At 65.7% G+C, this 21,566-nt stretch carries 18 protein-coding genes; 13 read left to right on the forward strand and 5 right to left on the reverse strand.

Annotation, left to right across the window (positions count from 1 at the left end; all coding sequences use genetic code 11):
• The first annotated feature begins 11 nt into the window (after positions 1-11).
• From AC1D3B_RS10080 to AC1D3B_RS10090, 3 genes are all read left to right on the forward strand, one after another.
• A complete protein-coding gene (locus AC1D3B_RS10080; protein ID WP_478190522.1) occupies positions 12-893 on the forward strand; it encodes an MOSC domain-containing protein in 882 nt (293 codons plus the stop codon).
• Positions 894-974: 81 nt separating this feature from the next.
• Positions 975-2,066: a redox-regulated ATPase YchF gene (ychF, locus tag AC1D3B_RS10085; RefSeq protein WP_478190523.1), complete on the forward strand. Its 1,092-nt coding sequence runs from the start codon at positions 975-977 to the stop codon at positions 2,064-2,066.
• A 16-nt stretch (positions 2,067-2,082) separates the two neighbouring features.
• Positions 2,083-2,757 carry a glutathione S-transferase gene (locus AC1D3B_RS10090; RefSeq protein WP_478190524.1) on the forward strand — a complete coding sequence of 225 codons (675 nt, stop codon included), beginning with the start codon at positions 2,083-2,085 and terminating at the stop codon, positions 2,755-2,757.
• A 7-nt stretch (positions 2,758-2,764) separates the two neighbouring features.
• Here the strand turns inward: AC1D3B_RS10090 and AC1D3B_RS10095 are convergent, their stop codons facing one another.
• Positions 2,765-3,235, reverse strand: a complete 471-nt coding sequence (locus tag AC1D3B_RS10095; RefSeq protein ID WP_478190525.1) for a YqaA family protein — start codon at positions 3,233-3,235, stop codon at positions 2,765-2,767.
• Between the two features lie 180 nt (positions 3,236-3,415).
• Between AC1D3B_RS10095 and dusB the strand changes: the two genes are divergently transcribed.
• The 3 genes from dusB to purH are packed head-to-tail and all read left to right on the forward strand — an operon-like array spanning position 3,416 to position 6,326.
• On the forward strand, positions 3,416-4,474 hold the full coding sequence (gene dusB, locus AC1D3B_RS10100) for a tRNA dihydrouridine synthase DusB (protein WP_478190526.1): 1,059 nt from the start codon (positions 3,416-3,418) through the stop codon (positions 4,472-4,474).
• A gap of 37 nt (positions 4,475-4,511) precedes the next feature.
• Positions 4,512-4,748, forward strand: a complete 237-nt coding sequence (locus AC1D3B_RS10105) for a Fis family transcriptional regulator (RefSeq protein ID WP_068683508.1) — start codon at positions 4,512-4,514, stop codon at positions 4,746-4,748.
• A 6-nt stretch (positions 4,749-4,754) separates the two neighbouring features.
• The gene (gene purH / locus AC1D3B_RS10110) at positions 4,755-6,326 is read left to right on the forward strand and encodes a bifunctional phosphoribosylaminoimidazolecarboxamide formyltransferase/IMP cyclohydrolase (RefSeq protein ID WP_478190527.1); all 1,572 of its coding nucleotides are present in this window, start codon (positions 4,755-4,757) and stop codon (positions 6,324-6,326) included.
• Between the two features lie 115 nt (positions 6,327-6,441).
• Here purH and AC1D3B_RS10115 read toward each other — a convergent pair whose 3' ends face one another.
• From AC1D3B_RS10115 to thiD, 3 genes are read right to left on the reverse strand one after another with little or no spacing between them, the layout of a single operon-like run.
• On the reverse strand, positions 6,442-6,924 hold the full coding sequence (locus tag AC1D3B_RS10115) for a hypothetical protein (RefSeq protein ID WP_478190528.1): 483 nt from the start codon (positions 6,922-6,924) through the stop codon (positions 6,442-6,444).
• Positions 6,925-6,929: 5 nt separating this feature from the next.
• Positions 6,930-8,213, reverse strand: coding sequence for a glutamate-1-semialdehyde 2,1-aminomutase (gene hemL, locus AC1D3B_RS10120; protein WP_478190529.1), 1,284 nt, complete (start codon positions 8,211-8,213; stop codon positions 6,930-6,932).
• Positions 8,214-8,221: 8 nt separating this feature from the next.
• The gene (thiD, locus tag AC1D3B_RS10125) at positions 8,222-9,187 is read right to left on the reverse strand and encodes a bifunctional hydroxymethylpyrimidine kinase/phosphomethylpyrimidine kinase (protein WP_478190530.1); all 966 of its coding nucleotides are present in this window, start codon (positions 9,185-9,187) and stop codon (positions 8,222-8,224) included.
• A 110-nt stretch (positions 9,188-9,297) separates the two neighbouring features.
• Here thiD and AC1D3B_RS10130 point away from each other — a divergent pair, with 110 nt between their 5' ends.
• From AC1D3B_RS10130 to AC1D3B_RS10155, 6 genes are all read left to right on the forward strand, one after another.
• The gene (locus tag AC1D3B_RS10130) at positions 9,298-9,468 is read left to right on the forward strand and encodes a rubredoxin (protein WP_081781356.1); all 171 of its coding nucleotides are present in this window, start codon (positions 9,298-9,300) and stop codon (positions 9,466-9,468) included.
• A 79-nt stretch (positions 9,469-9,547) separates the two neighbouring features.
• Positions 9,548-9,943, forward strand: coding sequence for a response regulator (locus AC1D3B_RS10135; protein ID WP_028249488.1), 396 nt, complete (start codon positions 9,548-9,550; stop codon positions 9,941-9,943).
• Positions 9,944-10,309 carry a response regulator transcription factor gene (locus AC1D3B_RS10140; protein ID WP_028249487.1) on the forward strand — a complete coding sequence of 122 codons (366 nt, stop codon included), beginning with the start codon at positions 9,944-9,946 and terminating at the stop codon, positions 10,307-10,309.
• Positions 10,310-10,331: 22 nt separating this feature from the next.
• Complete coding sequence (locus AC1D3B_RS10145) at positions 10,332-10,865, forward strand: chemotaxis protein CheW (protein ID WP_478190531.1); 534 nt, start codon at positions 10,332-10,334, stop codon at positions 10,863-10,865.
• Between the two features lie 40 nt (positions 10,866-10,905).
• On the forward strand, positions 10,906-13,236 hold the full coding sequence (locus tag AC1D3B_RS10150) for a methyl-accepting chemotaxis protein (protein ID WP_478190532.1): 2,331 nt from the start codon (positions 10,906-10,908) through the stop codon (positions 13,234-13,236).
• A gap of 16 nt (positions 13,237-13,252) precedes the next feature.
• Positions 13,253-19,357 carry a hybrid sensor histidine kinase/response regulator gene (locus AC1D3B_RS10155; protein ID WP_478190533.1) on the forward strand — a complete coding sequence of 2,035 codons (6,105 nt, stop codon included), beginning with the start codon at positions 13,253-13,255 and terminating at the stop codon, positions 19,355-19,357.
• Between the two features lie 86 nt (positions 19,358-19,443).
• On the opposite strand, the gene AC1D3B_RS10160 is transcribed toward AC1D3B_RS10155, so the two are convergent.
• Complete coding sequence (locus AC1D3B_RS10160; protein WP_478190534.1) at positions 19,444-20,958, reverse strand: cryptochrome/photolyase family protein; 1,515 nt, start codon at positions 20,956-20,958, stop codon at positions 19,444-19,446.
• Between AC1D3B_RS10160 and AC1D3B_RS10165 the strand changes: the two genes are divergently transcribed.
• Positions 20,957-21,556, forward strand: coding sequence for a YqgE/AlgH family protein (locus AC1D3B_RS10165; protein ID WP_478190535.1), 600 nt, complete (start codon positions 20,957-20,959; stop codon positions 21,554-21,556). The two genes, AC1D3B_RS10160 and AC1D3B_RS10165, sit on opposite strands and share 2 nt — an antisense overlap.
• The last annotated feature ends 10 nt before the right edge of the window (positions 21,557-21,566 follow it).

Consider the following 21,566-nt stretch of genomic DNA (forward strand, 5'->3'; position numbering starts at 1 on the left):
AGGACCCGCCCGTGAATGCTTCCGACTTCGACCTCCAGGCGACGATCGCGCGCCTGTTCGTCTACCCGATCAAATCGTGCGCCGGTGTCGAGGTGAAAGAGACGCTCCTGATCGAAACCGGTTTGGAATTCGATCGCGCCTGGATGGTGGTCGATGGCGCCGGCGAGTTCGTCACGCAGCGCGAACTGCCGCGCATGGCGCTGATCCGGCCGCAGCTCAAGCATTCCGAGATGGTGCTGCGCGCGCCGGGCATGCTGGCGCTGCACATTGCCTTCGATCGTGTCGAGGGGCCGGTGCGCGTGCGCGTCTGGGATGACGAGGTCGCCGCCTACGACATGGGCGACATTGCGGCGCAATGGTTCAGCGATTTCCTCTCGGAGCCTGGACAAGCGCGCAAGCTCCGGCTGGTGCGATTCGATCCCGAGCAGGAGCGCCTGTCGAGCCTGAAGTGGACCGACGGCGTCAAGGTGCCGAATCAGTTCGCCGACGGATTCCCCTTGCTCGTGGCCAGCGAAGGTTCGCTGGCCGAACTCAACGCCAGGCTCGCGGCCGCAGGTCATGAATCCGTGGGCATCGAGCGCTTCAGGCCCAACGTGGTGCTGGCAGGGATCGAGGCGCACGACGAGGATCGCGTCGAGATCCTGCACGTCGAGACCGCCGAGGGCGAGGTCAGCCTGCGCCCGGTCAAGCCCTGCGCGCGCTGCCCGATCCCCGACATCGACCCGCAGACTGCCGTCAGCAGCCCCGAAGTCGGCGACATGCTGCGGACCTATCGCTCCGACGCGCGCGTCAACGGCGCCATCACCTTCGGCATGAACGCGATCGTGCTTCAGGGCGTGGAACATGCGCTCAGGGTCGGGCAGCCGGTGGGCGCCAACCTGCGCTTCGAATGACCCAGTAGCCCCGGATCCAGGGCGCGAAAGGCCGGGCGCCTAAAATCACCGGTTCCCCCAAGATTTCTGAAAGCCCCCGCCATGAGTCTCCAGTGCGGCATCGTCGGCCTGCCCAACGTCGGCAAGTCCACCCTCTTCAACGCGTTGACCAAGGCAGGCATCGCGGCCGAGAACTATCCCTTCTGCACGATCGAGCCGAACGTCGGCGTGGTCGAGGTGCCCGATCAGCGCCTGGCGCAGTTGGCCGAGATCGTGAAGCCCGAGCGCATCGTCCCGGCGATCGTCGAGTTCGTCGACATCGCGGGACTGGTGGCCGGTGCCAGCCAGGGCGAAGGATTGGGCAACCAATTCCTCGCGCACATCCGCGAGACCGATGCGATCGTGAACGTCGTGCGCTGCTTCGAGGACGACAACGTCATCCACGTGGCAGGCAAGGTCGACCCGATCTCCGACATCGAGGTGATCCAGACCGAGCTGTGCCTGGCCGACCTGTCGACGGTCGAGAAAGCGCTGCATCGTCACACCAAGACGGCGCGTTCCGGTGACAAGGAAGCCATCAAGCTGGTCGCGCTGCTCGAGAAATGCCAGGCTGCGCTCAACGAGAACAAGCCGGTGCGCGCGGTCGAGTTCAGCAAGGAAGACAAGCCGTTGATCAGGCAGTTCTCCCTGATCACCGCCAAGCCGGCCATGTTCGTCGGCAACGTCGCCGAAGACGGCTTCGAGAACAACCCCTTTCTCGACCGCCTGCGCGAATACGCAGCCGCGCAGAACGCGCCTGTCGTCGCCATCTGCGCCAAGATCGAAGCCGAACTGGCCGACATGGACGATGAAGACCGGAAAATGTTCCTCGCCGAGATCGGCCAGGAGGAGCCCGGGCTCAACCGCCTGATTCGCGCTGCCTACTCGCTGCTGGGCCTGCAGACCTACTTCACGGCCGGCGTCAAGGAAGTGCGCGCCTGGACCATCCACATCGGCGACACGGGCCCGCAGGCCGCCGGCGTGATCCACACGGATTTCGAGAAGGGCTACATCCGCGCCCAGACCATCGCCTTCAACGACTTCATCGCATACAAGGGCGAGCAGGGCGCGAAGGATGCCGGCAAGATGCGCGCGGAAGGCAAGGAGTACGTCGTCAAGGATGGCGACGTGATGAACTTCCTGTTCAGCTCCTGAGCCGCCACGCCCATACATGATCACCGTCCATCACCTGAACAATTCGCGCTCGCAGCGCGTGCTCTGGTTGCTCGAAGAGCTTGAGTTGCCTTACGAGATCGTCCATTACCAGCGCGATCCGAAGACGATGCTGGCGCCCCCCACCTTGCGTGCAGTGCATCCGTTGGGCAAGTCCCCGGTGGTGACGACCGACGATGGGCTCACGCTCGCGGAATCGGGCGCGATTGTCGAAACGGTGATCGAGCGCTACGGCAACGGCCGTCTTGCGCCGGCGGCAGGTTCGCCCGAAGCCTTGCGCTATCGCTACTGGCTCCACTATGCCGAAGGTTCGGCCATGCCGCCGCTTCTGATGAAGCTGGTGTTCGACCGGATCGAGAACTCGAAGATGCCTTTCTTCGCAAAACCGATCGCCCGTTCGATCGCGGCGAAGGCCAAGGCGGGATTCGTCACGCCGAACATCGCGAGCCATCTCGACTTCATGGAAGGTGAACTCGGCAAGAGCGAATGGTTTGCGGGCGATGCCTTCACCGGTGCCGACATCCAGATGAGCTTTCCGGTAGAGGCAGCCGCCGTGCGTGGCGGGCTCGATGCGTCACGCCCCAGGTTGATGGCATACCTCGAGCGCATCCGCGCGCGGCCGGCCTATCGGCGCGCGCTGGAGCGCGGCGGCCCATATGGCTTGTTGAAGTGATCCGGGCCTAGTTGGGCCACATATAGAGTAGCGCGACCGTCATCGTCACGTACCGCGCGAACTTGCCGATCGCCATATAGAACACGCAAGGCCAGAACGGCAGTTGAAGCCATCCCGCGACCGCACAGAGCGGGTCGCCGACGATCGGCAGCCAGCTCAAGAGACAGGCCTTCGGTCCCAGGCGTTCGAGCCAGGTCAGCACGCGCAGATGGTGCTTGGAGTGCGAGTACTTGTCGGCCACCTTGTGGGCGCCATAGCCCATCCACCAGTCGACGACGCCACCCAAGGTGTTGCCGATTGTGGCGACGAAGATCGCGGACCAGAACATGTCCGGGTTGAGTTTGAGCAGCCCGAACAGCACCGGCTCCGAGCCGACCGGCAACAGCGTCGCCGACACGAAGGCGGCGATGAACAGCGTGCTCAACCCGTATTGCGGCAGCGCGAGAAGCGCGAGAAGAGAGTCGAGCCAGGCTTGCATGTGCGCTGGAGTATAGAAAGGCATTTGCGGTCTGGCGTGTAGGTGCAAGTACGGGCATCCGGTGTCGCGAACCTGCCTTTCGCGTGGGGTCCCAGTGCAAATCGTTGCAGCCGACACATCGCCGCGCCGCTACAATCGTGCCTCATTTTTCAGCAGCCCAGCGCGCGCCACTTTCTCTCCATGACCCTGCAAATCGGCAACATCGCGCTGGAGAACCGCCTGTTCGTCGCGCCCATGGCAGGCGTCACCGACCGGCCCTTTCGCATGCTGTGCCGTGAGCTCGGCGCGGGCTACGCGGTCAGCGAGATGGTGACTTCGCGCAAGGAGTTGTGGGGCACGCTCAAGACTTCGCGCCGTGCCAATCATGAAGGCGAACCCGGCCCCATTTCGGTGCAGATTGCGGGGACCGATGCGGACATGATGTCCGAGGCCGCGCAGTACAACATCGACCGCGGCGCGCAGATCATCGACATCAACATGGGTTGCCCCGCCAAGAAGGTGTGCAACAAGTGGGCGGGGTCTGCATTGATGCGCGACGAGCCGCTGGCCCTCGAGATCGTCGAGGCGGTGGTGAAGGCTGCCGCGCCGCATCACGTGCCGGTGACACTCAAGATGCGCACCGGCTGGAGCGAGGACCATCGCAACGCGGTGGCGCTGGCACGTCGCTTCGAACAGGCCGGCGTGCAGATGCTCACCGTGCATGGCCGCACCCGCGAGCAAGGCTACAAGGGCCATGCCGAGTACGACACCATCGCCGCGGTGAAGGCCGCAGTACGAATCCCGGTGGTCGCCAACGGCGACATCACCTCACCCGAGAAAGCACGCGACGTGTTGGCGCTCACTGGCGCCGATGCGGTCATGGTGGGCCGCGCCGCGCAGGGAAGGCCCTGGATCTTCCGCGAGATCGCGCACTTTCTCGACACAGGCACGCACCTGGCCCCGCCGCTGGTGGCCGAGGTGCGCCGCCTGATGCTCGACCATTTGCAGGAACACTACGTTCTCTATGGCGACTACAGCGGCGTCCGCACCGCGCGCAAGCACATCGGCTGGTATGTGCGCGCACTGCCGGGCGGCGAAGCATTCCGATCGACCATGAACGCCATCGAAGACTGCGACGTGCAACTGCGCGCGGTGGCCGGATTCTTCGACATGCTCGCCACCCGGATGGACCGCATTCCGCACGCCGAGGGCGATGCGCTCGAACCATCGGACATGGAGTCCGCCGATGCGCTGGCGTGAGAAGAACAGGACAAGAAGAGGATAAGAAGAGAAGGCCATGAGCAAGAAACACATCGAAGACTGCGTGCGCAGCAGCCTGGACAGCTATTTCCGCGATCTCCGCGGTACCGAGCCCGACGGCATGTACGACATGCTGGTGCGGGTCGTCGAAAAGCCGCTGCTCGACGTCGTGATGACGCGCGCCGAGGGCAACCAATCCAAGGCCGCGCAATGGCTCGGCCTGAACCGCAACACGCTGCGCAAGAAGCTGGTCGAACACAAACTGCTGAAGTAACTCCTGATGAACGCACTGATCTCCGTTTCCGACAAGACCGGCATCCTTGAATTCGCGCAAGCCCTGCATGGGCTGGGCATCAAGCTGCTTTCCACGGGCGGCACCGCCAAGCTGCTGGCCGACGCCGGTCTGCCGGTGACAGAAGTGGCGGAGCACACCGGCTTTCCCGAGATGCTCGACGGCCGCGTCAAGACCCTGCACCCCATGGTGCACGGCGGACTGCTGGCGCGCCGCGACCTGCCGGCCCACATGGCCGCGCTCAAGGAACACGGCATCGACACCATCGACCTGCTGGTCGTGAATCTGTACCCCTTCGAAGCCACGGTCGCGAAGTCCGGTTGCACGCTGGAAGACGCCATCGAGAACATCGACATCGGTGGACCCGCCATGGTTCGCAGCGCAGCGAAGAACTGGAAGGACGTCGGCGTGCTGACCGATGCGTCGCAGTATCCGCAGGCCCTCGCCGAGCTGAAGGCCGACGGCAAGCTGAGCGACAAGACGAAGTTCGCCTTCTCGGTCGCCGCGTTCAATCGCATCAGCCAGTACGACGGCGCGATCAGCGACTATCTCTCCCGCATCCAGGAAGACGGCGCGCACGCGCTGTTCCCGGCGCAGAGCAACGGCCGCTTCGTCAAGCTGCAGGACCTGCGCTATGGCGAGAACCCGCACCAGCAGGCCGCGTTCTATCGCGACCTGTATCCGGCGCCCGGTTCGCTCGTGACGGCGACGCAGCTCCAGGGCAAGGAACTCAGCTACAACAACATCGCCGACGCCGACGCGGCCTGGGAGTGCGTGAAGAGCTTCGACACCGCGGCCTGCGTGATCGTCAAGCACGCCAACCCCTGCGGCGTCGCGACCGGCAAGGACCCGCTGGAGGCCTACAGCAAGGCCTTCAAGACCGACCCGACCTCGGCCTTCGGCGGCATCATCGCCTTCAACCGACCGCTCGACCGCGCCGCAGCGGAAGCCGTGAGCAAGCAGTTCGTCGAGGTGCTGATGGCGCCCGGCTATGCGCCGGAAGCGCTCGAAGTGTTCAAGAGCAAGGTCAACGTGCGCATCCTCCAGATCGCGCTGCCGCCCGGTGGCAAGACCGACTGGGACAACGGCCGCAATGCGGTGGACGTCAAGCGCATCGGATCGGGCCTGCTCATGCAGACGGCCGACAACCGCGAGTTGTCGATCGACGAACTCAAGATCGTCAGCAAGAAGCAGCCGACGCCGCAGCAACTGCAGGATCTGCTGTTCGCGTGGAAGGTGGCGAAGTTCGTCAAGAGCAACGCGATCGTCTTCTGCGCCGACGGCATGACGATGGGCGTCGGCGCCGGCCAGATGAGCCGGCTCGACTCTGCGCGCATCGCGAGCATCAAGGCGCAGCACGCCGGCCTGTCGCTGTCGGGCACGGCAGTAGCGAGCGATGCGTTCTTTCCGTTCCGCGATGGCCTCGACGTGGTGGTCGACGCCGGTGCGACCTCCGTGATCCAGCCTGGTGGTTCGATGCGCGACCAGGAAGTGATCGACGCCGCGGACGAGCGCGGCGTGGTGATGGTCCTGTCAGGCGTACGCCACTTCCGGCACTAGCTGTTGCTCGCCCCCAGGCTTCGCGCACTTCGTGTCGCTTCGCCTACCCCCTGGCCGGGGGCAACACCTTCGGACCGGCGGAGCCGGGTCCGTGGTGTTCCTGGAACTGAAGGGCCTAGGGGTTCTCGTTGACGCCGTCGGAGAAGCGGTACTTCAGCTGAAAGCTGATGGCGCCATACAGGCGGTTCTTGATGCTGGGAATGATCGCGATGTTCAGGCCCCAGTGCTTTCCTTCGATGGCCGCGGTCGGGATCAGTGCCGCGAACCAGCCGCCGTTGTTGGTCTTGGGGTAACCGTCGAAACCGCCCACGACGGCACCCAGCTTCACACCGTAGAACTCGAAGGGCATCACGTAGAGGCCCGCATAGTTCGAGCGTTCGCGATCGCTGTTGCGGAAGGTGCCGGCGGTCAGCGAGAAGGTCTTGTCGATCGGCCACTCGATGCCGATGCCCGGGTTGAAGTCTTCCAATCCCTTGTTGCGATCGAAGTGCAGCGAATAGAAGCCGGGGTTGATCCAGACCTGGCTGATGTCGACCTGGGCCAGGGCAAGGCCGGGCAGGAGCAGGCTCGCGCCTGCCAGGAGCGTTGGCAACTTCATGGCGGCTACAGCGTCTTGAAGATCTGCCGGGCAGATTCGATCGTGGCGGCGATGTCGTCGTCGCTGTGTGCCGAACTCACGAAACCCGCTTCATACAAGGCCGGCGCGATGTAGACGCCGCGGTCCAACAGACCATGGAACAGCTTGTTGAACTTCGCGCCGTCGCTCTTCATGACGGCTGTGTAGTTCTGCGGCAGCGCATCGAGCAGGAAGAAGCCGAACATGCCCCCCTCGCTGTCGGCACTGAAGGCGACGCCCTCCGCGACAGCCGCGGCCTTCAGGCCATCGGTGAGGGAACGCGTCTTCTTCGACAGTGCTTCGAAGAAGCCGGGCCTGGCGATTTCCTTCAGGGTCGCGAGGCCGCAGGCTGTTGCTATCGGATTGCCCGACAGGGTTCCGGCCTGGTACACCGGCCCCAGGGGCGCGAGCTGCTCCATGATCGCGCGGGGCCCGCCAAACGCGGCGAGCGGCATGCCGCCGCCGATCACCTTGCCCAGCACCGTCAGATCCGGCGTGATGCCCAGCACCCCCTGCGCGCCGCGCAGGCCGACCCGAAAGCCGGTCATGACTTCGTCGAACACCAGCAGCGCCCCGTGCTGCGTGCAAAGCTCGCGGCAGCGCCTGGCGAAAGCGGCGCTCGCACGCACGAAGTTCATGTTGCCCGCGATCGCCTCGATCATCAGGCAGGCGATCTCGTGACCGTGGAGCGCGAACGCTTCCTCGAGTTGCGCCAGGTTGTTGTATTCGAGGACCAGCGTGTGCTGGACCACTTCGGGAGGCACGCCGGCCGAAGTCGGATTGCCGAAGGTCGCGAGGCCCGAGCCCGCCTTGACGAGCAGCGCGTCCGCATGCCCGTGGTAGCAGCCTTCGAACTTGATGATGTACTTGCGCCCCGTCGCGCCGCGCGCGAGGCGCAGCGCACTCATCGCCGCCTCGGTGCCGGAACTCACGAGCCGCACCATCTCCATGGACGGCACCAGCGCGAGGATGGCTTCGGCGAGTTCGATCTCGCGCTCGGTAGGCGCCCCGAACGAAAAGCCCTCGGTCACGGCACGCTGAACCGCTTCAACCACCGCAGGATGCCCGTGGCCAAGGATCATCGGCCCCCACGAGCCGATGTAGTCGATGTAGCGCTTGTCCGCCGCGTCCCAGAAGTGCGCGCCCTGCGCGCGCTTCACGAAGCGCGGCGTTCCTCCCACGGCCTTGAAAGCGCGAACAGGCGAATTGACGCCCCCCGGGATGACAGCGCGTGCGCGCTCGAAAAGGATGTCGTTCTGGTCAGTAGTCATCGCATCGTTCAATGTCGGGTGTCGTGCGGGGGCAAGGCAAAGTCGGTGGGGGAGGCCGGGTCGCCGTTGTCGTCGTCCTCGTCTTCCTCGGGCTGCGCCCAGAACAGGCGATCGGGCAGCACGTGACCCATGCCGGGCCGGAAGCCGGCGTCGAGGCATCGGTCCATGTAGCTCAGCGCTTCGCTGGTGGCCGCGACCAGGTCGGTGCCGCTCGCCAGCAGCGCGGCCAGCGCGGCGGAAAGCGTGTCGCCGGCGCCCGCGAACACGGCGTCGAGTCGTTCGTACTTCTCGCTCGCCAGCACCGACTGCGGGGATGCCAGCACGTTGTCGATGAACTGCTCGGGCAGCACGAGTCCGGTGACCAGCGTGTAGGGCACGCCGAACTCGCCCGCGGCTTTCGCGATGTCGCGCGCGGTGGGCGGGCGCTCGCCGCTCCAGTCGGGAAGCAGCCAGCGCCACAGTGTGCTGTGGTTGCCGACCAGCACCGTGGTCTGCGGCAGCACGAGCTCGCGGAAAGCATCGAGGTAGGCCTCGATCTGGTCGTCTTCCCACCATGAGAGGTTGGGCATGTAGGCGACGACGGGTACCTCGGGGTAGTCGGTGGCGGTCTCGGCCACGGTGCTCAGGTTCTCCGGGGATCCGACGAAGCCGACCTTGATAAGCTGGACTTCCACGTCTTCGAGGATGGCGCGGGCCTGCTCCGCAACGGCTTCCTCGTCGAATGCGAAGTGATCGAAGATTTCCGCGGTGTCGCGCGCGTACGCGCCGGTCACGACGGCCAGCATGTGGGCTCCGACCGAAGCCATGGCCAGCGCGTCGCCGCCCAGTCCACCGGCCCCGCTGGGGTCGCTGGCATTGAAGACCAGCACGCACGGCGGGTTCAGATCGCTCTCTGCCGTGTCTTCGTCGTTCGAGGGGTCGGTAAGATCGCTCACTTTGTGATCGTGCTCTGTTGGTAGTAAAGAAGTGTTCATACCCAATCAGGGCTCACCGGATGGTGGCATATCTGAGACGATTCTCACGGGAATTGAGGATACGTCTGGATACGATCGTTGCATTTGATGAACAGGGACTTTAAGCTGCGATGAATACGAAAACCTGGATGTGCCTGATTTGTGGGTGGATCTATGACGAATCGGTGGGCGTGCCGGAAGATGGTATTGCAGCCGGTACGGCATGGGCTGATGTTCCGATGAACTGGACCTGCCCCGAGTGTGGAGCGCGCAAGGAAGACTTCGAAATGGTTGAGATCTGAAGCATGGCATAGGGCCGCGCTTCCTGCGCTCCCGAGGGAGCGCAGTGATCATCAAGGTGTCACAAGAGGAGCGGTGCGAATGAGCGCGAACGGATCCGGTTACAAGGTGCTCGTCATTGACGACAGCAACACCATTCGGCGCAGCGCCGAGATCTTCCTCAAGCAGGGCGGCCATGAAGTCCTGCTGGCCGAGGACGGCTTCGATGCCCTGTCCAAGGTCAACGACCACAAGCCCCACCTGATTTTTTGCGACATTCTGATGCCGCGCCTCGACGGCTATCAGACCTGCGCCATCATCAAGCGCAACTCGCATTTCTCCAATGTTCCGGTCGTGATGCTCTCGTCCAAGGACGGCGTGTTCGACAAGGCGCGCGGCCGCATGGTCGGCTCGCAGGACTACCTCACCAAACCTTTCACCAAGGACCAGCTGCTCCATGCAGTGGAGCAGTTCGGTATCGTTCAGGAAGCGCAGTAAATGGCAATTCGCAAAGTGCTCGTGGTCGACGACTCGAAGACCGAGCTGGTCTTTCTGACCGACCTCCTCCAGAAGAACGGCTTCTCGGTGAAGACCGCCGAGAACGCCGACGACGCCATGCGCCGTCTCGAGGAAGAGCAACCCGATCTCATCCTGATGGATGTCGTGATGCCCGGCCAGAACGGTTTCCAGCTCACGCGTGCCATTGCACGCAATCCGCAGTACGCGGCGGTGCCGATCATCCTTTGCACAAGCAAGAACCAGGAGACTGATCGCGTCTGGGGCATGCGGCAAGGTGCCCGCGACTACATCGTCAAGCCCGTCAATGCGGCCGAGCTGATGGCGAAGATCAGCGCACTGGCCTGATAGCGCAAGCAGTCTCTCGTCCATGGCCAACCGCGACGCTCTCCGCGCTTTCCAGTCCCGGCTCGCCAGTCGCCTCCAGGCGGCGCGCACTTCGGGCGTTTCCGCATCCTGGCTCGCCGTGGAGGCGGGCGATTTGAACTACCTGTTCCCGCTCGGGCACGCGGGTGAGATCTTTCCGTGGATGCCTCCGCAGCGCGTTCCCTACACCGAGCCGTGGTTCCTTGGCGTGGCCAATCTGCGCGGCGGCCTCTACGGCGTCGTCCAGCTCTCGACCTTTGCCTCGGGCGCGACCACCGCGCCCGCGGTGAGCGACGCGACGCGTGCGCAGTCCCGGCTGGTCGCGCTCAACGAAATGCTCGAAGTCAACTGCGCACTGCTGATCGACCGCCTGGTCGGCCTGCGCGGCGTGGACGCGTTCGTCGCATCGCAGCCTCCGGCCAGCGATGCGCCGGCATGGCTCGGACATGCCTACACCGACGCGGCGGGAGGGCGCTGGCAGGAAATCAACCTGCAGGCGCTTTCGCAGCAACCCCAATTTTTGAGCATCGGCGCCTGAGCGGACCGCCTTGCACCGACCACAACCTGAAGGACCGACCGTGAGCTCGATCGCCGACAAGTTCAAGAAATTCATGCCCGTGAGCGGCAGCAGCGTGTCAGTGGGCGCCGATAGCGCTGCGACCCTCACGCTGGACAATGTCGATACCTTGCAGACCTCCGAGGAGAAGACCGTGCTCATACGTAGGGATGCGTCTCCCGAGTCGACCGCACTTCCGGCCGACGCCGAAGTCGATGCGACCGCGGGCCAGGCTTCCGAGCAGGCGCCCCAGCCCGCGGCATCCGTCGCCGAATCCGCCGCGCCGCGTGCGAGCCGGTCGAGGCGCTCGCAGCGTTCGAGTCCGGCGCGCCAGCAACGGATCCTCGCGATGGCACTCGCCGGCGTGGTGCTCCTGCTTCTGTTGGTGGCCGGCTCCGCGATCCTTCGCGCCGAACGGCTCGCCCAACAGGTGGCGGCCACCGGCCAGTCGCTCATGCAGTCGCAGCGGCTTGCCAAGTCGGTGTCGCAGGCGCTGGTCGGCAACGTCGGCGCCTTCGCCGAAGTCAAGGACAGCGCGGATGACCTGACCCGCCGTGTGCAGGGCCTCTCGAACGGCGACGACGCGCTCAAGCTCGAACGCGTCGGCACCCAGTACGACATGGAGCTCGGCAAGATCACGCCGCTGGTCGAGCGTGCCGACAAGAGCGCCAAGGCCGTGCTGGCCCAGCAGCAGATCCTGACGCAGGTCGGCAACGCGCTGCGCGACATCAACCGCCAGTCTTCGGACCTGCTCGAGATGACCGAGACCGTCGCCTCGCTCAAGATGCAGCAGAACGCGACCCTGCCCGAGATTTCCGCCGCCGGCCAACTGGTGATGCTCACGCAGCGCATCGGCAAGTCGGCCAACGAGTTCCTGACGGTCGAAGGCGTGAGCCCCGACGCCGTGTTCCTGCTCGGCAAGGACCTGAACACCTTCCAGGAAGTCACGCGAGGCCTGCTCGACGGCAGCGCGCAGCAGCGCCTGCCCGGTACGCGCGACGCGCAGACGCGCCAGCAGCTCGAAGCCATCCTGAAAACCTACGAGCAGACCCGCACGCAAGCCGGCGCCATCCTGGGCAACCTGCAAGGCCTGGTCGCCGCGCGCGAAGCGCAGGCCGCCATCCTGGCCGACAGCGAACCGCTGCGCACTTCCCTCGGCGACCTGCAGGAAAAGCTCTCCGCACGCACCGGCCTGGGTGCCGGCACGGTGGTGATGCTTTTCGTGCTGTCGCTGGCTGCCCTGGCACTCGCCGGCGCGATTGGGTTCGTGCAGGTGCGCGAAGGCCGCGAACGTGCGGCTGCCGCTGAACGTGATCGCGTCGAAGCCGAACGTGTCGGCGAGGACGCCAGCCGCGTCAACGCTGCCAACCAGGCCGCGATTCTGCGACTCATGAACGAACTGCAGACCGTTGCCGAAGGCGACCTGACGCAGGAAGCGACCGTGACCGAGGACATCACCGGCGCCATCGCCGACTCGGTGAACTACACGGTGGAAGAACTCCGCCTGCTGGTCGGCAACGTGCAGAACACGGCGACCCGCGTGGCGCAGACGACGTCGCAGGTGGAAAGCACCTCGACCGAACTGCTCGCCGCATCGACCGAACAGCTGCGCGAAATTCGCGAAACCGGCCAGTCGGTGCTGACGATGGCCGAACGAATCAACGGTGTGTCCTCGCAGGCGCAAGAGTCCGCCACGGTGGCGCGCCAGTCGCTGCAAGCCGCATCGTCGGGCCTGCAAGCCGTGCAGAACGCGATCGGCGGCATGAACTCCATCCGCGACCAGATCCAGGAAACTTCCAAGCGGATCAAGCGACTCGGCGAGTCGTCGCAGGAGATCGGCGAAATCACCGAACTGATCTCGGACATTACCGAACAGACGAACGTGCTGGCGCTCAACGCCGCCATCCAGGCAGCGTCCGCTGGCGAAGCCGGACGAGGCTTCTCAGTGGTGGCCGAGGAAGTGCAGCGACTGGCCGAGCGCTCCGCGGACGCCACGCGCCAGATATCGGCGCTCGTGAAGGCGATTCAGACCGACACGCAGGATGCGGTCGGCGCCATGGAACGGTCCACGCAGGGTGTGGTGGAAGGGGCCAAGCTCTCCGACAACGCGGGTACCGCACTGTCCGAGATCGACCGTGTGTCACGCCGCCTCGCCGAGCTGATCGAGCAGATCTCGCAATCCGCCTCCCGCGAAGCCGATTCGGCCAACGTCGTCGCGGCCAACATCCAGCACATCTTTGCCGTGACGGAGCAGACCGGCGAGGGTACCCGCACCACCGCGCAACAGGTCCGCGAGCTCTCGCACATGGCCGAGGAACTGCGTCAGTCCGTGTCTCGTTTCAAGATTGCCTGAACGCCGAGCGCCCAACGTGTCGACCCAAAGCCCAGCCACCGCCCACACAGCCGGCAACGCGCCGGCGACCGAGGATCTTGGGCCGCTGGCCTGGGTGCTCGGTGAGATCCAGAAATCGCTCGACGGTGTGGGCAAGACGTTGCGGCGCTTTGCCCGCGACGCGTCCGCCGCCCTGCCGGGCTCCGAGATCGACACCGCGCCGCTGCGACTCGCGCGCCAGCAACTGCATCAGGCCGTCGGCGCACTGCAGATGGTCGGCCACACGGCGCCGGCCCTGGTGCTGGGCGCGATGGAGTTCGCGGTCCAGAGTTTCGTCACCGAGCCGCTTCGCTGCACCGACACGGCGGTTCAGAAGATCGATCGCGCAGGTTTTGCTGTCGCCGACTTCCTGAACGCGATGATCGCGGGAAAGACCGTTTCGTCGGTTGCGCTTTTCCCGCAGTACCGCGAGGTCCTCGAACTGGTCGGCAACGAACGGGTCCACCCCGCCGACCTGTGGAGCATGACCTGGCGCTGGGTGGAGATCAAACCCGCACCCACGCAGACCGCGCTGGTGTATGACCCCGCTGTCCGCTCGAAGCTCGATCGTGAAGTGCTCAAGGTCGTCAAGAGCGGCGACGACCACGCCGCTCGCCGTCTGCAGGCACTGTGCCTGGGGCTCGGCCGTGGCGCGTCCGTCCCGCGCGTGGCCAGCTTCTGGACGCTGGCCGCCGGCTTCTTCGAGGCGCTGGCGCTGGCGCTGATTCCGACCGACGCCCACGTGAAGCGGGCCGCCTCGCGCGTGCTGCTGCAATACGCCACCCTCGCGCGTGGCGACAACACCGTGTCCGATCGCCTGGGGCAGGACCTGCTGTTCTTCTGCGCGCAGGCCGCCCCTGGCGCGCGCGACGAGGCCGCCACGCTCCGCGCGGTGCGCGTTGCATGGGGGGTTGCCAACGAGCAATCGGTCGACTACACGATCGAACAGTTCGGCCGCTTCGATCCGGTCGTGCTCGCGCAAGCGCGCAAGCGCATCGAGGCCGCCAAGGAAATGTGGTCGGCGCTCTCGGGCGGCGACGTGAACCGCACGCGGCAGGTGGCCGACACCTTTGTGCAACTCGGCGAATCGCTGCAGAAGTTGCACCCGCCGAGCCTGCCGATGGTGCAGGCGCTGAACAATGCGGTCGAAGCATCGCTGCGTTCCGGCCAGCCGCCGGCAACCGAACTGGCGATGGAAGTCGCAACGTCGGTTCTCTATCTTGAAGCGGCTTTCGAGGACCTCGATCCGCACGACCGCCAGCTCACGGCCCGCACCGTGCAACTCGCCGGCCGCATCGAGCGTGCGCGTGAAGGCGGCCGTTCCGAGCCACTCGAGCCGTGGATGGAAGAGCTGTACCGCCGTGTCAGCGATCGCCAGACGATGGGCACCGTGGTCGGCGAGCTCCGCAGCCACCTGAGCGAGCTCGAAAAGTCGATGGACCAGTTCTTCCGTCGACCCACCGAAAAGGGATTGCTGCGCACCGTGCCCAGCCAACTGCTGCAGATGCGCGGCGTGTTCTCGGTCCTCGGGCTGGACCAGGCGGCCCAGACCGTGCAGCGCATGCGCGAGAACGTCGACCAGTTGCTGGCCGACGAATCTCCCGCCAACGAGGTTCAGGCTTTCGACTCGCTGGGCAACAACCTCGGCGCGCTGGGCTTCCTGATCGACATGCTCAGCTACCAGCCCGCGCTGGCCAAGCGGCTGTTCGTGTTCGACGCCGAGCTCGGCGAACTCAAGCCTCTCATGGGACGCCAGGCCAGCGAGGCTAGCTTGCCCGAGGCGGTGGCACCTGCGTCGTTCGCGGCGGCTTCCGGGCCTGTCGCGGTCGCCGACACGATGCTGAGCGTCGAGGAAGTCGATGCGCAGATCGCTGCCAAGCTGGCCGCGCTGGCGGGGCCGGGAAGCCGCAAGACGCCGCCTTCGCCGATCGAGGAATTCAGCCGCGCCACGGCAAGCTGGACCGCCAAGATCACCGGGCCCGCGCCGCTGGAGGGGCTGCCCGACACCGAAGTGACGGAACTCGAGGAAGACGATCTCCAGAACATCTTCCTGGATGAAGCGCGCGAAGTGCTGCACAACGGCCTTGCCGCCGTCTCCGCACTCGGTTCTCGGCCGGACGACAGTGGCGAGCTGACCGTGCTGCGCCGTGCCTTCCACACCCTGAAGGGCAGCTCCCGCATGGTGGGGCTCATGGACTTCGGCGAAGCCGCCTGGTCCTTCGAGCAGGTGCTGAACACCTGGCTCGCCGACCAGCGCCCCGCCACGCCGGAATTGCTGACGGGCACAAAGACCTCGCTGCAGGACTTCGCCAAGTGGGTCGAAGCCATTGCCGCGGGCGAGCCGCACACCTGGCAATCGGCGCCTTTCCGCGCCATTGCCGAGGCCCTGCGCACGGGTGAGCCGCTGGCGCCGCCGGTTCCGGTTGCCGACGCCGATGCGCTGGTGGCCGCCGCGCGTCACATCGCTGCGGAATCGATCGTCGAGGCGCCGCCTGCGCCGATCGAGCCGCTGCCGCTCCCCGAGATGCCGGATCTTCCCGATCTGGACCTGGATCCGGAGCCGGTCGCTTTCGAAGCGCCCGTGGAAGAGGCGAAGCCCGCCGCGCCCGCCGACGAACCGACGGTCTGGGCGGGTCTCCACAACGCCGAAAAGCATCGGGAAGAAAAAGCCGAGCCCGAAGCGGAGCACGCCGCAGAAATCGGAAGCGACGACGGATTCGCTTCGACGGACTTCCTCGATTTCGATGCCAAGCCCGAGGCGCCCCCGGCCAGCGAAGAGGTCCTGGGCGAGCTGGAAGACGTCGATTTCCTCGAGACGGTGCACACCTCGCTCGAACCTGTGCGAACTGTGCAGCCTGAGCCGGTTTCAGCGCCGATTCACTCCACGGACGCCGAGATCGAGGCCATGTTCGAGGTGCCCGCCCCGGCACCGGAAGAGATCCCGACGCCGGTGGCAGATCTGGCCTTCGAGCTGACGCTGGCGCCCGAGCCCGAGCCCGAAGCAAAGGCCGAACCCGAGCCCGCCATCGAGCCGGAGGCCGCGGTCGAACCTGAGGTCGAACCAGAGGCGGAGGCTGTCGCGCCGATCGCGGAAGTCGTCGAGGAAGTACCGGTCGAACCGGTGGCCGAATCGATCCAGGCACCCGTCCCGGTGGCGCCGGTCGAAACCGTCGCCGAGCGTACTGCGGCGCCGAGCGCCGAGGAGCAGGTCAAGGTCATCGGCCCGCTGCGCATCGGTATCGCGCTCTACAACGTCTATCTGAACGAAGCCGACGAGTGGTCGCGGCAACTGGCCACTGAAGTCGGCGAGTGGGCGCTCGAATCGCACGAGCGGGTTTCGGACTCGACGATCGGCCTGGCGCATTCGCTGGCGGGCAGTTCCGCGACAGTGGGCTTCCAGAGCCTGTCGAACATGGCGCGCCTGTTCGAAGCAGCGCTGCAGCATCTCCAGATGCAGGGCCTTGGAACGCCGGAGCAGGGCGTGGTGCTGGTCGTGGCGGCCGAGGAACTGCGCCGCCTGTTGCACCAGTTTGCCGCCGGCTTCCTGCGGGAACCCGCCGAGGAAACATTGCAGGCACTGCGTGAAGTCGCAGCCTCGCAACTGCCTGTCGAGCCGGTCGAAGGCCGGCTGGTGACTTTCCATGTGCCGCGCGACGCGTTGGCGGATGTGGCGCTCGACGATTCCGAGGACTCGATCGATGTCGCCGACGCCGTCGACGTCGACCTCTTCCCGATCTTCGAGGAGGAAGCGGCGGAACTGCTGCCGCAACTCGGCGCCGCGCTGCGCGAGTGGGCGCAGCATCCGGAAGGCAGCGCTCCGCGCGCCTCCACCTTGCGCACGCTGCACACCCTCAAGGGCAGTGCGCGACTGGCCGGCGCGATGCGCCTCGGCGAGCGCGCGCACCGCATGGAGTCCGACATCGAGGCGCTTCGCTCCGAAGGCGCCGACCGTCAGTCGATCGAACAACTGCTCACGCGCTTCGACGCATTGCAGGCCACCTTCGATGCGCTGCGTGCTGCCGATGACGCGGTCCAGACCGAACTGGTGCAACGTGCCGTCGCCGCGGTTCCCGCGCCGAAGCCGGTCGAACTGCCCGTCGCTGTCGAGCCGCCGGCCATCGAGAAGAAAGAAGAAAAAGCCCCCGTCGCCGAACCCGAATCCGTCGTGCAACGCGGCACGGTGGCGGTGCCCTCTCCGTCGGCACTCACGCCGCTGCGCTCCATTTCGAACCAGGCTGTGCGCATCCGCACCCACCTGCTCGATCGACTGGTCGCGCAGGCTGGTGAGGTGATCATCACGCGCTCGCGCCTCGAGGCCGAACTGGGCCAGTTGCGCAGTTCGCTCGGCGACCTGACCGGCAACCTCGACCGCTTGCGCCAGCAATTGCGCGACATCGAGGTCCAGGCCGAAAGCCAGATGCAGTCGCGCCTGGCGCAGGCGAAGGATTCGCAGCAAGGCTTCGACCCGCTGGAGTTCGACCGCTTCACGCGCGTGCAGGAACTCACCCGCATGATGGCCGAGTCGGTCAACGACGTGGCGACCGTGCAGCGCACGCTGCAGAGGACGGTGCAAGCCACGGAAGACGACCTGAGCGCACAGGCCCGGCAGACCCGCGAGCTCCAGCGCGGCCTGCTGCGAACGCGCATGGTCGAGTTCGAAGGCATTTCCGAACGGCTGTACCGCGTCACTCGCCAGGCCTCCAAGGACACCGGCAAGCAGGTGCGCCTGGACATCGTCGGCGGCTCGATCGAAATGGACCGCGGCGTGCTGGACCGCATGACGCCTGCCTTTGAACATTTGCTGCGTAACTGCGTGGCGCACGGCATCGAGGACGCGGCGGTGCGCGAGAACGCCGGCAAGGATCCGAGCGGCCTGATCGTCATCGAACTGCACCACGAAGGCAACGACGTCTCGGTCAGCTTCCGCGACGATGGCGCCGGACTCAACTTCGACCGCATTGCCGCACGGGCGTTGTCGCTCGGCCTGATCTCCGAAGGCAGGCAACTCAGCAATGAAGAAGCCGCCGAACTGATCTTTCAGCCCGGCTTCTCTACGGCGGAGCAGGTTTCCGAGCTGGCGGGTCGCGGCATCGGCATGGATGTGGTGCGCGCGGAAGTCGCGGCACTCGGCGGGCGCATCGAAACGACCAGCCAGTCCGGACATGGGACCGTCTTCAAGCTGGTCCTGCCGCTGACAACCGCCGTGACGCACGTGGTCATGATGCGAGCGGGTTCCACTTCGATCGGTGTGCCTTCGAGCCTGGTCGAACTGGTCTTGCGTGCCGGCGCGTCCGATCTCGAGCTGGCCTACCTCAACCAGCGCTACCCCTTCGGCGGCGAACAGGTTCCGTTCTACTGGGCCGGCGCGTTGCTCCAGTCCTCCGCAGGCAGCGAACGCGTGCCCGGCAAGGCCAACACGATCGTGATCGTGCGAAGCGCCGCGCAGCGGATCGCCCTGCACGTCGATGAAGTCCTGGGCAACCAGGAAGTCGTGGTCAAGAACCTCGGGCCTCAGCTTTCCCGCCTGCCGGGCATGGCTGCCATCTCGGTGCTGGCCTCCGGCGCGGTGGCGCTCATCTATAACCCGGTGGCGCTGGCTGCCGTGCATGGCGAAAAGGCGCGCGAGCTCCAGGCATCGCGCAGCCGCCAGGCAACGACGAAGGATGTCGGCAGCGCGGAACCCACGCAGCAGGTGCCGGTGTCGGTGCCGCAGGTTCCGCTGATCCTGGTGGTGGACGATTCGATCACGGTGCGTCGCGTCACGCAGCGTCTGCTGCAGCGCGAAGGCTATCGCGTGTCGCTGGCGGCGGATGGCTTGCAGGCGCTCGAGCGACTCCAGCAGGAGCGTCCGGCGGTCGTGCTGTCGGACATCGAGATGCCCCGCATGGACGGCTTCGACCTGGCGCGCAACATCCGCGCGGACGAGTCGCTGGCCGGCCTGCCGATCATCATGATCACGTCACGGATTGCCGAGAAGCACCACGATCACGCGCGTGCGCTGGGCGTCAACCACTACCTGGGCAAGCCGTACTCGGAAGAGGAATTGCTGCGTCTGGTTCGGAGCTATACCGGCGTCGAAGTCCCCGTGGCGCTGGTAGCCTGACCCCCAGGCTCGCGCACTTCGTGTCGCTCTCCACCCCCTTCCAGGGGGCGCAGCCCGCGGCCCGGCAGAGCCGGTTCCGCGGCTGCTCACGAAGAGGTGGCGCCGCGCCAGTGCTTGCTGTCTTTCACCACGGCGTAGCGCTGCAGCGTCCGATCTCGGGCTTCGGCGTGGTCGACGACCGGCCTGGGGTAGGTCTTTCCCAGTTCGACGCCCGCCGCCACGAGTTCCAGCGGCTTGGCCATCCACGGCGCGTGGATCTCGGCGTTCGATAGTTTGGCCAGCTGCGGCAGGTAGCGGCGGATGAACTTGCCTTCGGGGTCGAAGCGTTCGCTCTGGGTCACCGGATTGAAGATCCGGAAATAGGGCTGTGCGTCGCAGCCGCTCGAACTCGCCCATTGCCAGCCGCCGTTGTTCGACGAGAGCTCGAAATCGTTGAGGTGCTCGGCAAAGTAGCGTTCGCCGCGTCGCCAGTCGATCCCGAGGTCCTTGCAGAGGAAGCTCGCGACCACCATGCGCAGCCGGTTGTGCATGTAGCCGGTCTGGTTGATCTGCGCCATCGCCGCGTCGACCAGCGGATAGCCAGTCTGTCCCTTGCACCAGGCATCGAAGAGGGCGTCCGCGTGCTTGCCGTGGTGCCACTGGATCTTGTCGTACTCGGGTCGGAAGCTTCGCGACTCGCCGCCCGCCGCCACGTGGGGATGGTGCGCAAGGATCTGGAAGTAGAAGTCGCGCCAGATGAGTTCGCTGAGCCAGGTCGCGGCGCCTTGGTCGCCCTGCAGCGAAAGCTGGTGCGCGATGCCCGCGAGCTGCCGGATCGAGACGGTGCCGAAACGCAGGTGCACGCCGAGGTAGCTGGGCCCACGCACCGACGGATAGTCGCGTGCCTGGTGGTAGCGGTCGATGCGCTGGAAGAAGTCGTCGAACAGCGCAGCGCCGCCCTGGCTGCCGGTCGGGATGTCCAGGTCGGCCAAGTTGCTTTTTTCGAAGCCGATGTCGGCCAACGAGGGCACCGGCACCCGGAACTTCTCCGGCGCGGGCGCCAGCGCATCGGCGTAGCTGCGCACGGGGTAGGGCTTCAGATAGAAGGTGTCGACCTTGGAAAGCCAGGCGCGCTTGTAAGGCGTGAAAACCGTGTAGGGCGCCCCCGCCTGGGTCAGGACCTCGTCGCGCTCGAAGACCGCGTGGTCCTTGTAGGTATGGAATGCCACGCCGGCATTGGCCAACGCGCCAAGGACCTTGGCATCGCGCGTCAGTGCGACGGGTTCGTCGTCCCGGTTGGCGAAAACGGCCTGAACGTCGAGCGCGCGGGCCAACGGCCCGATCTCGTCTTCCGCGACCGCATGGCGCACGATCAGGCCGCCGCCCAGCGCTCGCAATTCGGCATCGAGCTCGACCAGCGATTCGCGGATGAACTCCACGCGCCGGTCCGCCCGGGGCAGCGGGTCAAGGATCGCGCGGTCGAAAACGAACACGCACACCACCTGGCGGCACGTGCGCAGGGCCTGGTAGAGCGCCGCGTTGTCGTCCACCCGCAAATCGCGGCGAAACCACATCAGGCCCTTGGGATAGATCTTGTCGACGGCCAGTAAAATCGGCGGCATGGCTTCCGATTCTGCCCCGATGAACCTCACGCATCATTTCCTGATCGCGATGCCGGGGCTGGAAGACAAGTCCTTCAGCCGCAGCGTCGTCTATCTGTGCGAGCACAGCGAGCGCGGCGCGCTCGGCCTGGTGATCAACAAGCCCAGCGACATCAACCTGAAGGTGCTTTTCGAGAAGATCGAATTGCACCTGTCCAGCCCTGAACTCGGCAAGGCACCCGTGTTCCAGGGCGGCCCGGTGCAGACCGAGCGCGGCTTCGTTCTCCATGAGCCGGTCTTCGCCCAGGCGGACAAGCCGAACGAGTCCGTCTATGCGTCGACCATGACCATTCCCGGCGGCCTCGAGATGACCACTTCCAAGGACGTCCTGGAAGCGCTCGCCACGGGCTCCGGGCCACGCAAGGTATTGGTTTCGCTCGGCTATGCGGCCTGGGGCGAAGGGCAGCTCGAATCCGAACTGGCCGAAAACAGCTGGCTGACCGTCGGCGCCGACCCTGCGGTGATCTTCGATACGCCGATCGAGCAGCGTTACGACAAGGCGCTGTCGCTGCTGGGTCTGGAGGCCTGGACGCTGTCGCCTGACGCGGGGCACGCGTGAGCGTTACGTC

Source organism: Variovorax sp. P5_A3, assembly GCF_056400665.1.

What these genes read in the sequence shown, in the direction of transcription:
- AC1D3B_RS10105 (WP_068683508.1), top strand. Translation starts at nt 4,512, where the DNA reads ATGAGCAAGAAACACATCGAAGACTGCGTGCGCAGCAGCCTGGACAGC.
- AC1D3B_RS10090 (WP_478190524.1), top strand. Translation starts at nt 2,083, where the DNA reads ATGATCACCGTCCATCACCTGAACAATTCGCGCTCGCAGCGCGTGCTC.
- AC1D3B_RS10115 (WP_478190528.1), bottom strand. Translation starts at nt 6,924, where the DNA reads ATGAAGTTGCCAACGCTCCTGGCAGGCGCGAGCCTGCTCCTGCCCGGC.
- purH (WP_478190527.1), top strand. Translation starts at nt 4,755, where the DNA reads ATGAACGCACTGATCTCCGTTTCCGACAAGACCGGCATCCTTGAATTC.
- thiD (WP_478190530.1), bottom strand. Translation starts at nt 9,187, where the DNA reads ATGAACACTTCTTTACTACCAACAGAGCACGATCACAAAGTGAGCGAT.
- AC1D3B_RS10135 (WP_028249488.1), top strand. Translation starts at nt 9,548, where the DNA reads ATGAGCGCGAACGGATCCGGTTACAAGGTGCTCGTCATTGACGACAGC.
- AC1D3B_RS10140 (WP_028249487.1), top strand. Translation starts at nt 9,944, where the DNA reads ATGGCAATTCGCAAAGTGCTCGTGGTCGACGACTCGAAGACCGAGCTG.
- AC1D3B_RS10160 (WP_478190534.1), bottom strand. Translation starts at nt 20,958, where the DNA reads ATGCCGCCGATTTTACTGGCCGTCGACAAGATCTATCCCAAGGGCCTG.
- AC1D3B_RS10130 (WP_081781356.1), top strand. Translation starts at nt 9,298, where the DNA reads ATGAATACGAAAACCTGGATGTGCCTGATTTGTGGGTGGATCTATGAC.
- AC1D3B_RS10095 (WP_478190525.1), bottom strand. Translation starts at nt 3,235, where the DNA reads ATGCAAGCCTGGCTCGACTCTCTTCTCGCGCTTCTCGCGCTGCCGCAA.
- dusB (WP_478190526.1), top strand. Translation starts at nt 3,416, where the DNA reads ATGACCCTGCAAATCGGCAACATCGCGCTGGAGAACCGCCTGTTCGTC.
- AC1D3B_RS10145 (WP_478190531.1), top strand. Translation starts at nt 10,332, where the DNA reads ATGGCCAACCGCGACGCTCTCCGCGCTTTCCAGTCCCGGCTCGCCAGT.
- hemL (WP_478190529.1), bottom strand. Translation starts at nt 8,213, where the DNA reads ATGACTACTGACCAGAACGACATCCTTTTCGAGCGCGCACGCGCTGTC.
- AC1D3B_RS10165 (WP_478190535.1), top strand. Translation starts at nt 20,957, where the DNA reads ATGGCTTCCGATTCTGCCCCGATGAACCTCACGCATCATTTCCTGATC.
- ychF (WP_478190523.1), top strand. Translation starts at nt 975, where the DNA reads ATGAGTCTCCAGTGCGGCATCGTCGGCCTGCCCAACGTCGGCAAGTCC.